At 61.4% G+C, this 14,852-nt stretch carries 15 protein-coding genes; 3 read left to right on the plus strand and 12 right to left on the minus strand.

Annotated elements, in window-relative coordinates:
* Positions 1-55 precede the first annotated feature (55 nt).
* The 6 genes from HU739_RS18480 to exbB form a co-directional block, all read right to left on the minus strand.
* Positions 56-1,456: an aminoacyl-tRNA deacylase and HDOD domain-containing protein gene (locus tag HU739_RS18480; RefSeq protein WP_186546036.1), complete on the minus strand. Its 1,401-nt coding sequence runs from the start codon at positions 1,454-1,456 to the stop codon at positions 56-58.
* Between the two features lie 79 nt (positions 1,457-1,535).
* A complete protein-coding gene (recG, locus tag HU739_RS18485) occupies positions 1,536-3,611 on the minus strand; it encodes an ATP-dependent DNA helicase RecG (protein WP_186546034.1) in 2,076 nt (691 codons plus the stop codon).
* Between the two features lie 9 nt (positions 3,612-3,620).
* Positions 3,621-4,550 (minus strand): hydrogen peroxide-inducible genes activator, encoded by a 930-nt coding sequence (locus HU739_RS18490; protein WP_186546032.1) that lies wholly within the window; start codon positions 4,548-4,550, stop codon positions 3,621-3,623.
* A 275-nt stretch (positions 4,551-4,825) separates the two neighbouring features.
* The gene (locus tag HU739_RS18495; protein WP_186546030.1) at positions 4,826-5,572 is read right to left on the minus strand and encodes a TonB family protein; all 747 of its coding nucleotides are present in this window, start codon (positions 5,570-5,572) and stop codon (positions 4,826-4,828) included.
* Positions 5,569-5,997, minus strand: a complete 429-nt coding sequence (gene exbD, locus HU739_RS18500) for a TonB system transport protein ExbD (RefSeq protein WP_007920333.1) — start codon at positions 5,995-5,997, stop codon at positions 5,569-5,571. The genes HU739_RS18495 and exbD overlap by 4 nt, the downstream gene beginning before the upstream one ends.
* A gap of 6 nt (positions 5,998-6,003) precedes the next feature.
* Positions 6,004-6,948: a tonB-system energizer ExbB gene (gene exbB / locus HU739_RS18505; protein ID WP_186546028.1), complete on the minus strand. Its 945-nt coding sequence runs from the start codon at positions 6,946-6,948 to the stop codon at positions 6,004-6,006.
* Positions 6,949-7,136: 188 nt separating this feature from the next.
* Between exbB and HU739_RS18510 the strand changes: the two genes are divergently transcribed.
* The gene (locus HU739_RS18510) at positions 7,137-7,994 is read left to right on the plus strand and encodes an SDR family oxidoreductase (protein WP_186546026.1); all 858 of its coding nucleotides are present in this window, start codon (positions 7,137-7,139) and stop codon (positions 7,992-7,994) included.
* Positions 7,995-8,132: 138 nt separating this feature from the next.
* Here HU739_RS18510 and HU739_RS18515 read toward each other — a convergent pair whose 3' ends face one another.
* The 6 genes from HU739_RS18515 to HU739_RS18540 all read right to left on the minus strand — a co-directional run bounded on the left by HU739_RS18515 (position 8,133) and on the right by HU739_RS18540 (position 13,437).
* A complete protein-coding gene (locus HU739_RS18515; protein ID WP_186546024.1) occupies positions 8,133-8,873 on the minus strand; it encodes a hypothetical protein in 741 nt (246 codons plus the stop codon).
* Positions 8,874-8,940: 67 nt separating this feature from the next.
* Positions 8,941-9,321, minus strand: a complete 381-nt coding sequence (locus tag HU739_RS18520; protein WP_014340863.1) for a RidA family protein — start codon at positions 9,319-9,321, stop codon at positions 8,941-8,943.
* A 24-nt stretch (positions 9,322-9,345) separates the two neighbouring features.
* Positions 9,346-11,451: a bifunctional GTP diphosphokinase/guanosine-3',5'-bis pyrophosphate 3'-pyrophosphohydrolase gene (gene spoT, locus HU739_RS18525; protein ID WP_007954439.1), complete on the minus strand. Its 2,106-nt coding sequence runs from the start codon at positions 11,449-11,451 to the stop codon at positions 9,346-9,348.
* A 57-nt stretch (positions 11,452-11,508) separates the two neighbouring features.
* Positions 11,509-11,772, minus strand: a complete 264-nt coding sequence (gene rpoZ, locus HU739_RS18530) for a DNA-directed RNA polymerase subunit omega (protein WP_008030604.1) — start codon at positions 11,770-11,772, stop codon at positions 11,509-11,511.
* 168 nt (positions 11,773-11,940) lie between these two features.
* The gene (gene gmk, locus HU739_RS18535) at positions 11,941-12,561 is read right to left on the minus strand and encodes a guanylate kinase (RefSeq protein ID WP_186546022.1); all 621 of its coding nucleotides are present in this window, start codon (positions 12,559-12,561) and stop codon (positions 11,941-11,943) included.
* Positions 12,562-12,573: 12 nt separating this feature from the next.
* Positions 12,574-13,437, minus strand: a complete 864-nt coding sequence (locus HU739_RS18540; protein WP_186546019.1) for a YicC/YloC family endoribonuclease — start codon at positions 13,435-13,437, stop codon at positions 12,574-12,576.
* A gap of 268 nt (positions 13,438-13,705) precedes the next feature.
* On the opposite strand from HU739_RS18540, the gene rph reads away from it, so the two are divergent.
* Entirely contained in the window at positions 13,706-14,428 is a 723-nt protein-coding gene (rph, locus tag HU739_RS18545; RefSeq protein WP_122594509.1) for a ribonuclease PH, read from the plus strand.
* Positions 14,429-14,457: 29 nt separating this feature from the next.
* Positions 14,458-14,826, plus strand: a complete 369-nt coding sequence (locus tag HU739_RS18550) for a DUF4870 domain-containing protein (protein WP_016772541.1) — start codon at positions 14,458-14,460, stop codon at positions 14,824-14,826.
* Positions 14,827-14,852 lie beyond the last annotated feature (26 nt).

Raw genomic sequence — 14,852 nt, forward strand, 5'->3', positions numbered from 1 at the left:
TTGGCACATCGCGGGCAAGCTTCGCTCCAAAAGGCGTTGCTTGCCCGCTTTGCATTCAGCCCTGACTGAACTGCGAGGCCAGTTCCCGCAACAGCACTTCAGCCTCAAGCACTTTGCTGACGACGTCGTTGGCTTTTTCGCGGCTCAGGCCGACGCGTTCGAGCAGTGCATCGGGGATATCTTCATCCGGCCCCGAGCCGATGCCGCGGCTGCGCAGCAGGCGCACGGCCAGGCAGACGAGGTTCGGGTATTCGGCGTAGGCGCCGTCGTAGCTTGGGTCGTGCTGAAAGCGCAGGGCGGTGGCCAGCTCATCCGGCATGTCCCAGTAGCGCATCAGCCACGAGCCGATCTGTTCGCGGCTGATACCCAGCAGGTGTTGCTCGATGTAGCTGTGGCACAGGTGCGGGTTGACCTCCAGGTGACGGCAGATCAGCGAGAAGTGCGGCGGGAACACGTGGGCCAGCAGCAGATAACCGAAGTTGTGCAACAGACCGGCGAGATACGTCAGGCCGGCTTCCGGGCGCTGGGCGCGCGGCATGGCGCGGGTCAGGCCTTCGATGACGGCGGCGGTGTAGATCGATTGCTGCCAGTACGGCGTCGTGTGCTGCGGGTGGTCTTTGGGCAGGCTCAGGGTCTTGCCGAGGGCCAGGCCCAGCGCCAGGTTAATCACCAGATCGAAACCGAGCACGCGGACGATCGCGTCTTCCACCGAGCGAATCTTGCCCGGCGAGGCGTAGTACGGCGATGCGGCCCAGCTCACCACTTGCGCGGCCAGCGCCGGGTCGGTTTCGACCACGCCGGTGATGTCGTCGATGGTGGCGTTGGGGTCGACGCGCAGCTTGATGATTTTTTGTGCGGTTTCAGCCAGCGGCGGAATTTCGATGGTTGCTTCCAGTCGCTGCTGGATGCGCCGCGCGGTGAACGCCTGCACGGCCTGGGTGATTTCCTCGCGGTCATCGTCCGGGCGGTCGAGGTTGGGACGAATGCTGCTCAGGGCTTCGCCGAAGTTGGCGGCGCTGGCCTTGGTCAGCATGGTCTTGAAGTCTTCGCTGCTGATCTCCAGCAACAGGCCCGGCTCGCCGGAGTTGATCAGCAGCTTCGGCTCGCGCAGCAGGCTTTCTTCATAGAGGCACGGCGAGCTGGTCAGCGCCGGCAGGCCCGGCAGCAGGCTCAGGTTGTGTTTGCCGAGCATCTTTTCCAGGCGCTCGGTGGACACTGCAGTGAGACGACGGCCAGTCAGCTCGGCGAGGCGATTGAGATCGAGCAACTGGCTTTGCGGAAACAGCACCATCAGCGCGCCCACGGCATCGTCCAGCAACACCGCTTGCACCTTGCGCGAGGCGTTGAGGCCGTGGTGCTCCAGCACTTCTTCGTAGGCGATACCCAGCTTGCCGAGCAACAGCCGAATAACAGACGGCGCGTGCGGGGATTCGGGGGCGAGAGCTGCGTCAGTCATGGTCTGTATCCGTTTTTGAAACAATGGCAGGAGTATAACCAGCTTGCTCGGAAGGTTCTGTCAGAAACTGCGACCGTGCTCACACTTGGCCATATTGCTGCCCATGCCGCAGCCAGCGGTCGAGCAACGGGCTGACGTGGGTCGGCCAGCGCTCCAGCAATGCTTGCGCGGCGTCGCGCACGGCCGGCAATAAATCGGCGTCGCGCATCAGGTCGGCGACCTTGAATTGCAGCAGGCCGGTCTGGCGGGTGCCGAGCATTTCGCCGGGGCCGCGCAGTTCGAGGTCCTTTTCGGCGATGACGAAACCGTCGTTGGTCTCGCGCATGATGCCCAAACGCTGGCGACCAATCTGCGACAGCGGCGGGTGGTAAAGCAGCACGCAATGACTGACCGCACTGCCTCGGCCAACCCGGCCGCGCAACTGGTGCAGTTGCGCGAGGCCGAGGCGTTCGGGGTTTTCAATGATCATCAGGCTGGCGTTGGGCACGTCGACGCCGACTTCGATCACCGTGGTTGCGACCAGCAGTTGCAGGTTGCCGGCCTTGAATTCGGCCATGACGGCGGCTTTCTCGACCGGTTTCATGCGCCCGTGGATCAGCCCGACTTTCAATTCGCCGAGGGCGGCGGTGAGGTCTTCAAACGTGGTTTCGGCGGCCTGACAGGTCAGCTCTTCGGATTCTTCGATCAGCGTGCACACCCAATAGGCCTGGCGACCCTCAGCGCAGGCGCCGCGTACCCGTTCAATGACTTCGACGCGGCGGGTGTCGGTGACCAGCACGGTGTTGACCGGCGTACGACCGGGCGGCAGTTCGTCGAGGATCGAGGTGTCGAGGTCGGCGTAGGCACTCATCGCCAACGTCCGCGGAATCGGTGTGGCGGTCATGATCAGTTGATGCGGGCACATGCGCCCGCCAACGCCTTTCTGCCGCAGCGCCAGACGCTGCTGCACGCCGAAACGGTGCTGTTCATCGATGATCACCAGTGCGAGATTCTTGAACTGCACTTCGTCCTGAAACAGCGCGTGTGTACCGACCACCATCGGTGTGCCGCTGGCGATCTGTTCCAGCGCGGCGACGCGGTTCTTGCCCTTGAGCTTGCCGGCCAGCCACGCGACTTCAATGCCCAGCGGTTCGAGCCAGCGCTTGAAGGTGATGAAGTGCTGTTCGGCAAGAATCTCGGTTGGCGCCATGAGCGCGACCTGATAACCGGCCTCCAGCGCTTGCAACGCGGCGAGGGCGGCGACCACGGTTTTACCTGCGCCGACGTCACCCTGAATCAACCGCAGCATCGGTTCGTGCTGGCTGAGGTCGTAGGCAATTTCGTTGCCGACTCTCTGCTGAGCGCCGGTCGGGTTGAAGCCGAGGTTCTTCAGGTATTTCGGCGGCAGTTTGGTGGCTTTCGGCATCGCCGGCGCGCGCAGCGAACGCAGGCTTTCACGCAGACGCTGTTGCGATAGCTGATGGGTGAGCAATTCTTCGAAGGCCAGACGATGCTGCGCCCAGTGATGGCCGAGGGCGAGTTCATCGACGTCGGCATCGGCGGGCGGGTTGTGCAGGTAGCGGATCGCGTCGGCCAGCGGCGCCAGTTGGTAGTCGCGGGCCAGCTCGGTCGGCAGCCAGTCGGGCAGGGTGCTCGGTTTGAGCAGGGTCAGGGTCTGCATGCACAACTGGCGCAGGCGCTGCTGGGTCAGGCCTTCGGTGAGCGGGTAGACGGGGGTCAGGGTTTCGTCTACCGGCGGTGGTTCGTCGCCGGTAATGGCACGGTATTCCGGGTGGTAGATTTCCAGACCTGAGGCGCCGGGCCGGGCTTCGCCGTAACAGCGCACCCGCGTGCCGCGTTTGAGGCCTTCTTTCTGCGCGTTGCTGAAATGGTAGAAGCGCAGGCTCAGGCCGCCGGTGCCGTCTTGCAGACGCACAACGAGGCTGCGGCGGCGGCCCATGACCACGTCAGCGCCGCTGACGGTGCCTTCGACCACGGCGTCCTGCCCCGGCCGCAGCGCGCCGATCGGCACCACACGGGTGCGATCCTGATAACGCAGCGGCAGGTGAAACAGCACGTCCTGCAAATTCTCCAGGCCGACCTTGGCCAGTTTCTCGGCCATGGCCTCGCCGACACCCTTGAGTGCCGTCACCGACACTTGCGACAGCTCCGTCATGACCGTGGCTTAACCGGCTTTAACCGGCGCGGCGGGTTTGGCCACCGAGCACAGGCGAATGGAATCGGCGAGAATTTCGATGGCTTTGGGCCGCGGGAAGCTCGCACGCCAGGCAATCGCCACAGTGCGGAACGGTACGGGGGCTGACAGTGGACGCACTTCGATCACGCCCGGGGCGTAGTGATGGCTGTCCACTGCCGACAGCGGCAGGATCGAGATGCCCAGACCGGACGCGACCATATGGCGAATGGTTTCCAGCGAGCTGGATTCGACCGTAGTGTGCTTGGCGCCGTCGTTGCCTTTGGTCAGGGTCGGGCAGGCTTCGAGCACCTGATCGCGGAAGCAGTGACCCTCGCCGAGCAGCAGCAGGCTCTTGTCGTTGAGCAGGCCGGCGTCGATGGTTTCTTTCTGCGTCCACGGGTGCTGGGCCGGCATCAACACGTAGAACGGCTCGTCGTAGAGCTGCAGCGTCAGCACATCGGCTTCGTTGAACGGCAGGGCGATGATGATCGCGTCGAGCTCGCCGTTGCGCAGTTTGTCGCGCAGCACGTGGGTGAAGTTTTCTTCGATGTACAACGGCATCTGCGGGGCGACCCGGTGCAGTTGCGGAATCAGGTGCGGGAACAGGTATGGGCCGACCGTGTAGATGGCGCCAACCTTCAGCGGTGCGGTCAGCTGGTTTTTGCCAGCCTGGGCCAGTTCGCGGATGCCCTGGGCTTGTTCGAGGACCTTCTGCGCCTGAGCGACGATGCCTTCGCCCACCGGGGTCAGGCGCACGGCGCTTTTGCTGCGCTCGAAAATCAGCACACCGAGTTCGTCTTCAAGTTTCTTCACGCCCACCGACAGCGTCGGCTGACTGACGTGGCAACGCTCGGCCGCGTGGCCGAAATGCTGCTCTTGGGCGAGGGTAACGATGTAGCGTAATTCTGTGAGGGTCATAGCAAGCGTCCATGAAGATGCGCGCCAAGCATACCGGCTGCAATCGATAGACGCACGTTATCAGACTGAGGGCTGAGTGCGACACCTGCCGAGGTCGGTTTGCCGCTGGCAGATACGCGAAAGGCACCTTTCGGTGCCTTTTATACTGTCTCCGGACTTGCAGAGATCCCTTGTAGGAGTGAGCCTGCTCGCGATAGCGGTGTATCAGACAGAAAATTATCATCTGACACACCGCTATCGCGAGCAGGCTCACTCCTACAGTGTTTTGTGTCGCATTAGCGGCGGCGTTCGAGCGAGTAAACAAACGGCGCAACAATTTCGATCGAGCCGTCGTTCAGCATGTCAGCCGGCGGCTTGGGCAGCGGTTGGGCGCGGCGGATCATTTCCAGGGTCGCCCGGTCCAGATCGGCGTTGCCGGAGCGGCCTACCAGTTCGAACGACAGCACGTTACCCTCGGCATCGACCACGAAGCGCAGACGGTTCAAGCCTTCCTTGCCCCGTGCCTGAGCGCTGGCCGGGTATTTTTTGTACTTGGCCAAATGCGCGAGCAGGGTGCCTTGCCAACTGGCCTTGGCCGCCACTTGTGCTGGCGACGGACCCGGCGCAGGCTGGGCGGATTTCTCCGTGGGTGCCTGGGTCGGCTGGGTGTCGGCCGGTTTCTCTTCGGAAGGCTTCTCCTTCGGCGGCTCGGGCTGCTTCTTCTCCACTGGCTTCGGCGGTTTGGGCTTGGGCTTCGGCTTGGGTTTCGGTACCGCGATTTCCGCTTTTGGTGCTTCGGCCAGTTTCGGAATCGGCAATTCTTCAACCGGAGCCGGTGGCTGCGGCGGTGTGACGACTTTCGGCGGAGCCGGCGGTGGCGGGGCAGGCACCGGAGCCAGCTCGACCATCATTGCCTGTGGGGGCAACTCGATGGGCGGGCGGCTGGTCCAGTTCAGCGCCAGCGCGATGGCCAGCGCATGAACGCCCAGCACCACGGCCAGGCTACCGCTGTAACGCGTCAGCTTATGGCGCGTCGTGATCATTTCTTGGCTGCCGTCTCAAGTCCGACCAGACCGACCTTCAAGTAACCGGCCGAGCGCAATTTGTCCATCACACTCATCAGATCACCGTAATCCACGCCTTTGTCGGCCTGGAAGAAGATGGTGGTGTCTTTCTTCCCCTGGGTCTTGGCGTCGAGCACTGCACCAAGGGTTTCGGCTTTCACTTCGTCGTCACCGATGTACAAACGCTGATCAGCCTTGACGCTGAGGAACACCGGTTTTTCTGGCCGCGGCGCCGGTTTGGCGGTCGAGGCCGGCAGGTCGACTTTGATGTCCACAGTGGCCAACGGCGCGGCCACCATAAAGATGATCAGCAGCACCAGCATCACGTCGATGAACGGCGTGACGTTGATTTCGTGGTTCTCGGCCAGATCGTCGTCTGCGCCTTCTTTCAAATGCAGGCCCATGGCCGATTACCCCACTTTAACCATGTGCGGCTGCGAGCTGCGCTCAGGCTGGTGGTCGAGGTCGCGGCTGACCAGCAGCAGGACTTCTGCCGAGGCATCGGAGACCTGCGCCTTGTAACCGGCGATGGAGCGGGCAAAGACGTTGTAGATGACCACGGCAGGGATCGCTGCAACCAGACCCAGGGCAGTGGCCAGCAACGCCTCAGCGATACCCGGCGCTACGACGGCAAGGTTGGTGGTCTGGGTTTTGGCAATGCCGATGAAGGAGTTCATGATACCCCATACGGTACCGAACAGACCGACGAACGGCGCGGTGGAACCGATGGTAGCGAGGACGCCGGTGCCGCTGCTCATGTTGCGACCGCAGGCAGCGACGAGGCGCTCGAGGCGGAAGCTGACGCGTTCCTTGATGCCTTCCTTTTCGCGGCTGTTGACCGACAGGCGCATCTCTTCGAGCGCGTCGTGCACCAGCAGGTTGGCCAGAGTGCCTTCCTTGCCCGCGGTGGCGCTGGCTTCTTTGAGGGTGGTGGCTTTTTTCAGTGCGGCAATCTCGCCACGCAGACGACGCTTGGCGCCCATCAGCTCGAAGCCTTTGGCAATCCAGATGGTCCAGGTGATGATCGAAGCGATGGCCAGACCAATCATCACGATTTTCACGATGATGTCGGCGTTCTGGTACATGCCCCATGGCGACAAGTCGTGGGCCATACCTAAGGTGTTGTCGGCTTCAAGGACTTCAGGTGCGTCGGCCGCATCGACAGCCTGCACCGGATCGGTGGCCGCCGGTGCAGCAGCCGGTGCGCTCTGTTCGGTGGCGGCTGGTGTCGCGGGTGCCTGGGCGTCGGCGAAGGCGGCGGTCGGTGCCAGCATCAGGCTGAGCAACAGAGCCGCGACAGCGCTCCAGGCGCGAGGTCGAATGGTTGGCGAAGCGGGAGTTTGATTACGTGTCATGCTGGCCGGACCTGAGATTGAAAAACGTTATTGCTCTTCCAGGCCTCGTGAGGCCGAGAACAAAAGTGGCGTGCATTATTGCAAGTAATTCTTGTTAACAAAAGTAATAGAGTAACTTTTTTTCCTTGATCGCTAGCCGCTCGTCCTGCGCCAGCGCTAGTCTGTGCCTTTCTGATGGGAGTTTTCTGATGTCCGCGCCTTCTGTTTTGATTGCCGGTTGTGGTGATGTCGGCAGTCGTCTGGCCACGCAATTGCTGGCAGCCGGTTGGGACGTTTACGGCCTGCGCCGGGATGTTTCCAGGCTGCCGGAGGGTGTGATCGGCGTTGCCGGGGACCTGTTCAACGAAGAATGCCCGGCGACCTGGCCGGTAGGCGCCGTTGATCATGTGGTTTATTGCGCTGCGGCGACCGATCACGATGAAGAGGGCTACCGCAAGGCTTACGTTCAAGGCTTGCAGAATGTGCTGAGTTGGCTTGGCGACTATGGGCAAGTGCCTGAGCGCCTGGTCTTCGTCTCCAGCAGCAGTGTGTACGGCCAGCAGGACGGCGCGTGGGTCGATGAGACCTCCGAGACTGTCGCGGCCGGTTATTCGGGGCGTTTGATGCTCGAGGCCGAGCAGGTCGCGCTCAACAGCGGCATCCCGGCGAGCGTGTTGCGTCTGACCGGTATCTACGGCCCGGGCCGCGAATGGCTGCTGACCCAAGTGCGTCGCGGTTATCGCGTGGCGGTCGAGCCGCCGCTGTATGGCAATCGGATTCATGCCGATGACGCGGCGGGGTTGCTGGCGTTTCTGCTGGAGAAAGATCGGCAGGGTGTGGCGCTTGATCAATGCTACATCGGTGTCGACGATGCGCCGGCGCCGTTGGCTGAGGTGGTGGGCTGGTTGCGTGAATACCTGGGTGTGACTGAATGGGGGGAAGACGCCAGCGTACGGCGCACCGGCAGCAAGCGCTGCAGCAATGCGCGGGCGAAAGCGTTGGGGTGGACTCCGAAGTATCCGAGTTACCGGGAAGGTTACGCAGCGATTCTTGAAGGTCGCTGCTGACTTTCTGGCCTCGCAAAACCCCAGTAGGAGTGAGCCTGCTCGCGATAGCGGTGTATCAGACACATCGATATTGACTGATACACCGCTATCGCGAGCAGGCTCACTCCTACTGGGGGATTTCTGCGAATTCAGAGACGGTTACTGCTTCTCCAGCAACCACTTGCGCTCACCCGCCGCAAACTGCGGCTGCTCATCCGCCAGCGCGGTATTGACTGCTTGCAGGATTTCCAGCTCCTTGCCCTTGCGCACAAAGATCCAGTTATTGCCCTGACCATTGAGCTGCAGCCACATGCTGTCGTTGCCATTGCTCATCGACGCGCAGTCACCGGCCAGGCACAAGGCATACCGATCCGCGCCCGGCAGGCCGGTCACTTGCCCGTCGGCCTGGAACTGCACGGTGCCGCCTTCGCCCTGACCGCTGGCGATGGTCCAGTTGCCGCCCAGATACGCCGAGTACAGCGCTCGTTCGAAACTGGCACCGATCGGCGCGCCTTCCGGCACCGGGATCTGCGCGCGGTCGAACAGCTGTTCTGGTTCGTTGTCGCTCGCGGCTTGCTGCAGGTGGTTGCCGTCGCGTTTCAATTCGCTGGCAGAGCTGCCGTAAAAATCGACTTTCCAGGCACCGGACTGTTCGCCCAGCAGCCGTCCTTCGACGTTTTCAAAACCGTTGGTGTAGCGGGCCTGACCGGCCTTGGTGTTGACGTCCCACTCCAGGTTCGGGCCGTAGGCCTGCAGCGCTTCGCGCAGGGGGCCGCCCTTGGCGGCGGCATCGATCGCCACCTGGTTGATCCAGGTGCCGCTGATGTCACGGTCGGCAGGGTCGCTGGCGCAGCCGCCAAGGAAGAGGGCGAGCAGCGAGAGAGCTAGCGCTTTGCGCATGGTGGAATCCTTTCAAAACCTTTTCTTGCAGCAGTCGGCGCGACGGTTGAAGGCCGCGCCGTGCGCATCACTCGATGACCAGAATGGCATCCATTTCAACCTGCGCACCCTTCGGCAGGGCAGCCACGCCAATGGCGGCGCGAGCAGGGTAGGGCTGGTCGAAGTACTTGCCCATGATCTCGTTGACCTTGGCAAAGTGGCTCAGATCGGTGAGGAAGATGTTCAGTTTGACGATGTCCTTGAACGAACCGCCAGCGGCTTCGGCCACGGCTTTGAGGTTCTCGAACACCTGGACGGTCTGGGCTTCGAAGCCTTCAACCAGTTCCATGGTCTTGGGGTCCAGAGGAATCTGCCCCGACATGTAAACGGTGTTGCCTGCCTTGATCGCCTGGGAGTAAGTGCCGATGGCGGCCGGGGCCTTGTCGCTGGTGATAACAGTCTTGGTCATGTAGGACTCCTTGTTAGGTTTGAGTTATGCACGCATGCGAGTGATGCGGATCACTCCGGTCAGGGCGCGCAGCTTCTTGATCACGCGAGCCAGGTGCACACGGTCGTGGACGCTGACCACCAACTGCACGACGCTGATGCGGCCATCGCGTTCGTCCATGCTGATTTTCTCGATATTGCCGTCGGCGGCGTTGACGCTGCTGGCCAGCAGGGCGATCAGGCCGCGCTGGTGCTCCAGTTCGACGCGCAGTTCGACGTTGAATTCGCCGGTGACATCCTTGGCCCACGAGAGCTGGATGCATTTTTCCGGGTTGTGCCGGATTTCACTGATGTTGCGGCAGTTGTCCAGGTGCACGACCATGCCTTTGCCCGCCGACAGGTGACCGACAATCGGGTCGCCCGGGATCGGCGTACAGCATTTGGCGTAACTGAGCACCAGACCTTCAGTGCCGCGGATCGCCAGCGGACCTTCCGGGCTTGGCAGTTGCTCGCCTTCGCCGAGCAGGCGGCGGGCGACAACGTAGGCCATGCGATTGCCCAGGCCAATGTCTTCGAGCAAGTCTTCGATCAGTTCGAGGCGGTATTCGGTGAGCATCGCTTTGACGCGTTCGGCCGGGATCTGCTCCAGCGCGCTGTCGAAACCATTGAGGACCTTGTTCAGCAGGCGCTCGCCGAGGCTGATGGACTCCGAGCGGCGCTGCAGTTTCAGTGCGTGGCGGATGTGCGTACGCGCCTTGCCGGTGACCACGAAGTTGAGCCATGCCGGGTTCGGCCGTGCGCCGGGGGCGCTGACAATCTCTACCGTGGAGCCGCTTTGCAGCGGTTCGGACAGCGGTGCGAGGCGGCGATTGATCCGGCAGGCAATGCAGCTGTTGCCGACGTCGGTGTGCACCGCGTAGGCAAAATCGACCGCCGTAGAGCCTTTCGGTAGCTCCATGATCCGGCCTTTGGGCGTGAACACATAGACCTCGTCCGGGAACAGGTCGATCTTCACGCTCTCGATGAATTCCAGCGAGTTGCCGGCACGTTGCTGCATTTCCAGCACGCCTTTGACCCATTGCCGGGCGCGGGCGTGAGTGCCTTTGGGCTGCTCGTCGCCGCTGGATTTGTACAGCCAATGGGCGGCGATGCCGTTGTTGGCCATCTCTTCCATTTCGCGGGTGCGGATCTGGATCTCGATCGGTACACCGTGCATGCCGAACAGCGTGGTGTGCAGCGACTGATAGCCGTTGGCCTTGGGAATCGCGATGTAATCCTTGAAGCGCCCCGGCAACGGTTTGTACAAATTATGTACAGCACCCAGAACGCGGTAGCAGGTATCGACCTTGTCGACGATGATCCGGAACGCGTAGACGTCCATGATTTCGTTGAAGGCCCGACGCTTGCCGCGCATTTTCTTGTAGATGCCGTAGAGGTGTTTTTGTCGACCGCTGACTTCGCCCTGGATGCCGTCGATGGCGAGGCAATGGCCGAGGGATTCTTCGATCTTGTTGACGATTTCCTTGCGGTTGCCCCGGGCGCGCTTGACCGCTTGGTAGATCCGCGCGGAACGCATCGGGTGCATGGCCTTGAAGCCGAGGTCTTCGAATTCGATACGGATCGCATGCATGCCCAGCCGGTTGGCAATAGGCGCGTAGATTTCGAGGGTTTCCTTGGCGATGCGCCGGCGTTTTTCGCCGGACAGCACTTCCAGCGTGCGCATGTTGTGCAGGCGGTCGGCGAGTTTGACCAGGATCACGCGAATGTCGCGCGCCATGGCCATGGCCATTTTCTGGAAGTTTTCCGCCTGGGCTTCGGCCTTGGTCTCGAAGTTCATCTGGGTCAGTTTGCTGACCCCGTCGACCAGTTCGGCCACGGTTTCGCCGAACTGCGCTTGCAGCGCTTCCTTGGCGATCCCGGTGTCTTCGATCACGTCATGCAGCATTGCGGCCATCAGGCTTTGATGGTCCATGTGCATGTCGGCAAGAATATTCGCCACCGCAAGAGGATGCGTGACGTACGCCTCGCCGCTGCGACGGCGTTGACCGTCATGGGCTTGTTCGGCGTAGAAGTACGCTCGGCGGACCAGGTTGACCTGGTCGTTGCCGAGGTAGGTCGATAAGCGATCGGCGAGGGCGTCTATGCTCGGCATGATGATTCCTGCCGAAAGCTTTGACCCCGCGCCGTGCTACGTCGACCAGGCATAGGCTTAGACGGCCTCGTTCGACTCGTCCTCGAACGCTGCGAACAGCGGTTCATCCTGGACGATTTCCTGCTCGGCGATGAACTCGTAGCTCATCAGGCCTTCAGCAATTTCACGCAGCGCGACAACGGTCGGCTTGTCGTTTTCCCACTGGACCAATGGCTCTTTGCCGCCGGTGGCCAGTTGACGGGCACGCTTGGTAGAGAGCATGACCAGCTCAAAGCGGTTTTCCACGTGTTCTAGGCAGTCTTCAACGGTTACGCGGGCCATGGTATTCCTCGGAGCGAATGCAATATGCGCGCTGCCCGGTTGGGCGAGCGGACTGAGCAGTTTAAAAAATCACCAGCGATTAGGGAAGCGCTGATTTTTTGACCAAGCCCTTCAACGCGCTGCAAGCACCAATGTAAAGCGCTTGCAGGCATTTTGGGAAGTGCTGTTTTAACCGAGCAATTCGGCCAGCAATTTGCCGAAACGTACCTGCTGGTGTTTCTGTTGCAGCTGATTGGCGCGGAAAATCGCCTTCAGGTCGTCGAGCGCGTGGGCGAAATCGTCGTTGATGATCAGGTAGTCGTAATCGACATAATGACTCATCTCGCTGACGGCTTCGCGCATCCGGCCGTCGATGATCTCGTCGCTGTCCTGGCCGCGGTTGGTCAGGCGCTGGTGCAGGGCTTGAAGCGACGGCGGCAGGATAAAGATCGAGCGCGCCTGCGGCATCAGCTTGCGCACTTGCTCGGCGCCTTGCCAGTCGATTTCCAGGATCAGGTCGTGACCTTCGTCCAGCGTTTGTTGCAGGCGGCTCTGCGAGGTGCCGTAGAAGTTGCCGAAGACTTCAGCGCGTTCGAGGAAGTCACCGTGCTCGCCCATCTTGACGAACTCTTCGCGGGTCACGAAGTGATAGTTGACGCCGTCCACTTCGCCCGGACGCATGGCGCGGGTGGTGTGCGAGACCGAAACGCGGATCTCTGAATTGGCGTCGGTCAACGCTTTGACCAGACTGCTTTTGCCCGCGCCCGATGGCGCGGAAATGATGTACAGGGTGCCGGTGTGGTGGTTCATGTCAGGGTAGCCTTACTCAATATTCTGCACTTGTTCGCGCATCTGCTCGATCAACACTTTGAGGTTGACGGCGGCTTGGGTGCTGCGCGGGTCGAAGGCCTTGGAGCCCAGGGTGTTGGCTTCGCGATTGAGCTCCTGCATCAGGAAGTCCAGGCGTCGCCCGGCCGCACCGCCGGATTTGAGCACCCGGCGAACTTCGATGATGTGGGTGCTCAGGCGATCCAGTTCTTCGGCCACGTCGCTCTTTTGCGCGAGCATGACCATTTCCTGTTCCAGGCGCTGCGGATCGAGCTCGGCCTTCATGTCGGCGAAGCGGTCGAGGACTTTCTGGCGCTGAGTGGCAAGCATCTGCGGCACCAGTTCGCGCAGCGTCACGACGTCCGCTTCGATGGAGGTCAGGCGCTCATTGATCAGCCGTGCCAGCTCCGAGCCTTCGCGCTCGCGGCCGGCCTTCAACTCACTGAGGCCTTGATTGAACAGGGCCAGCGCGTCGGCGTTCAATGCCTGCGGGTCAGTCGCATCGCCCACCAGCACGCCGGGCCAGGCCAGCACTTCCAGCGGATTCAGTGCGGCGGGATTGCTGATCAGCCCGGCGACGGTTTCCGCGGCGTCGACCAGTTGCGCGGCGCGCTCGCGATCGACTTGCAGGGTTTTGCCGGTGCTTTCTTCGGTGAAGCGCAGCGTGCACTCCAGTTTGCCCCGCGACAGCCCCTGGCGCAGCGCTTCACGCACCGAGCCTTCCAGGTCGCGAAACGACTCCGGCAAGCGCAGGTGCGGTTCCAGATAGCGGCTGTTGACCGAGCGCAGTTCCCAGCTCAGGGTGCCCTGAGCGCCGGCTTTCTCGACGCGGGCGAAGGCGGTCATGCTGTGCACCATGGCGGTGACCTCGCAATGCAGATCGGCGCAGCAGGGTGTTCCGCAGGCGCGATTTCAGTGAATTTAAGCCGACTGGCAGCAAAGGCGCAGGATTGTAGCGCAGTGCGGCGAATGCGCCCAAACACACGGTGTGACAAAGCGCTGCAGCCCGTCGGTTATGCGCGACTCAGGGCCTTCGGCCGTCGGCCAGCGTTTTTAACAAGTGCCCAGGCGCGGTGCAGCGCTCTATAATGCTTGGCAGTTTTCCGTCCTCAGTACAGGTGTCCCTATGAAACGTCCAAGTGGTCGCGTTGCCGATCAGCTCCGCTCGATCCGCATCACCCGCAACTACACCAAACACGCCGAGGGATCCGTACTGGTCGAATTCGGTGATACCAAAGTCATCTGCACCGTCAGCGTCGAAAACGGCGTGCCGCGCTTCCTCAAAGGCCAGGGTCAGGGCTGGTTGACTGCCGAGTACGGCATGCTGCCGCGCGCCACTGGCGAACGTAACCAGCGCGAAGCGAGCCGTGGCAAGCAGGGCGGCCGCACGCTGGAAATCCAGCGCCTGATCGGCCGTTCGCTGCGCGCGGCGCTGGACATGTCGAAGCTCGGCGACGTGACCCTGTACGTCGATTGCGACGTGATCCAGGCGGATGGCGGCACCCGCACCGCGTCCATCACCGGTGCCATGGTTGCGCTGGTTGATGCCTTGAAAGTGATCAAGAAGCGCGGCGGCCTTAAAGGCGGCGACCCGCTCAAGCAAATGATTGGCGCGGTATCGGTCGGCATGTACCAGGGCGAAGCCGTACTGGATCTGGATTACCTGGAAGACTCCGCTGCCGAGACCGATCTCAACGTGGTGATGACCAGCACTGGTGGTTTCATCGAAGTACAGGGCACCGCTGAAGGCGCGCCGTTCCAGCCGGAAGACTTGAACGCGATGCTGGAACTGGCGAAAAAAGGCATGAACGAGATCTTTGAACTGCAAAAGGCGGCGCTGGCTGACTGAGCAGTTTTCACGTCTACAAGGAGAGTGCGATGAGTGATGAGCAAGAGTTACTGCCCAAGCCGAGCCAAGAGGTTCGCCAGTGGGCGATGTTTTGTCACTTGTCCGCCTTGCTGGGGATCTGGATTCCGTTCGGCAATCTGATCGGGCCATTGATTCTGTGGCAGATGAAGCGCGAGAAAGATCCGTTCATCGATGCGCAGGGCAAAGAAGCGCTGAATTTTCAGATCACTGTCGCGATTGCTTCGATGATCTGCTTCCTGCTCATGCTTTTGATCATTGGTTTCTTCCTGTTTGGTTTGCTCGCGATTGCTGCTTTGGTTCTGACAATTATTGCAGGTGTCAAAGCCAACGAAGGTTTCCCTTACCGATATCCGTTCACTTGGCGATTGATCAAGTAACGGTCCGCTGATTTGTAATATTAAAA

This window comes from Pseudomonas hamedanensis (genome assembly GCF_014268595.2).
In the GTDB taxonomy this organism is placed as follows: Bacteria; Pseudomonadota; Gammaproteobacteria; order Pseudomonadales; family Pseudomonadaceae; genus Aquipseudomonas; species Aquipseudomonas hamedanensis.

What these genes read in the sequence shown, in the direction of transcription:
- HU739_RS18480 (WP_186546036.1), bottom strand. Translation starts at nt 1,456, where the DNA reads ATGACTGACGCAGCTCTCGCCCCCGAATCCCCGCACGCGCCGTCTGTT.
- recG (WP_186546034.1), bottom strand. Translation starts at nt 3,611, where the DNA reads ATGACGGAGCTGTCGCAAGTGTCGGTGACGGCACTCAAGGGTGTCGGC.
- HU739_RS18490 (WP_186546032.1), bottom strand. Translation starts at nt 4,550, where the DNA reads ATGACCCTCACAGAATTACGCTACATCGTTACCCTCGCCCAAGAGCAG.
- HU739_RS18495 (WP_186546030.1), bottom strand. Translation starts at nt 5,572, where the DNA reads ATGATCACGACGCGCCATAAGCTGACGCGTTACAGCGGTAGCCTGGCC.
- exbD (WP_007920333.1), bottom strand. Translation starts at nt 5,997, where the DNA reads ATGGGCCTGCATTTGAAAGAAGGCGCAGACGACGATCTGGCCGAGAAC.
- exbB (WP_186546028.1), bottom strand. Translation starts at nt 6,948, where the DNA reads ATGACACGTAATCAAACTCCCGCTTCGCCAACCATTCGACCTCGCGCC.
- HU739_RS18510 (WP_186546026.1), top strand. Translation starts at nt 7,137, where the DNA reads ATGTCCGCGCCTTCTGTTTTGATTGCCGGTTGTGGTGATGTCGGCAGT.
- HU739_RS18515 (WP_186546024.1), bottom strand. Translation starts at nt 8,873, where the DNA reads ATGCGCAAAGCGCTAGCTCTCTCGCTGCTCGCCCTCTTCCTTGGCGGC.
- HU739_RS18520 (WP_014340863.1), bottom strand. Translation starts at nt 9,321, where the DNA reads ATGACCAAGACTGTTATCACCAGCGACAAGGCCCCGGCCGCCATCGGC.
- spoT (WP_007954439.1), bottom strand. Translation starts at nt 11,451, where the DNA reads ATGCCGAGCATAGACGCCCTCGCCGATCGCTTATCGACCTACCTCGGC.
- rpoZ (WP_008030604.1), bottom strand. Translation starts at nt 11,772, where the DNA reads ATGGCCCGCGTAACCGTTGAAGACTGCCTAGAACACGTGGAAAACCGC.
- gmk (WP_186546022.1), bottom strand. Translation starts at nt 12,561, where the DNA reads ATGAACCACCACACCGGCACCCTGTACATCATTTCCGCGCCATCGGGC.
- HU739_RS18540 (WP_186546019.1), bottom strand. Translation starts at nt 13,437, where the DNA reads ATGGTGCACAGCATGACCGCCTTCGCCCGCGTCGAGAAAGCCGGCGCT.
- rph (WP_122594509.1), top strand. Translation starts at nt 13,706, where the DNA reads ATGAAACGTCCAAGTGGTCGCGTTGCCGATCAGCTCCGCTCGATCCGC.
- HU739_RS18550 (WP_016772541.1), top strand. Translation starts at nt 14,458, where the DNA reads ATGAGTGATGAGCAAGAGTTACTGCCCAAGCCGAGCCAAGAGGTTCGC.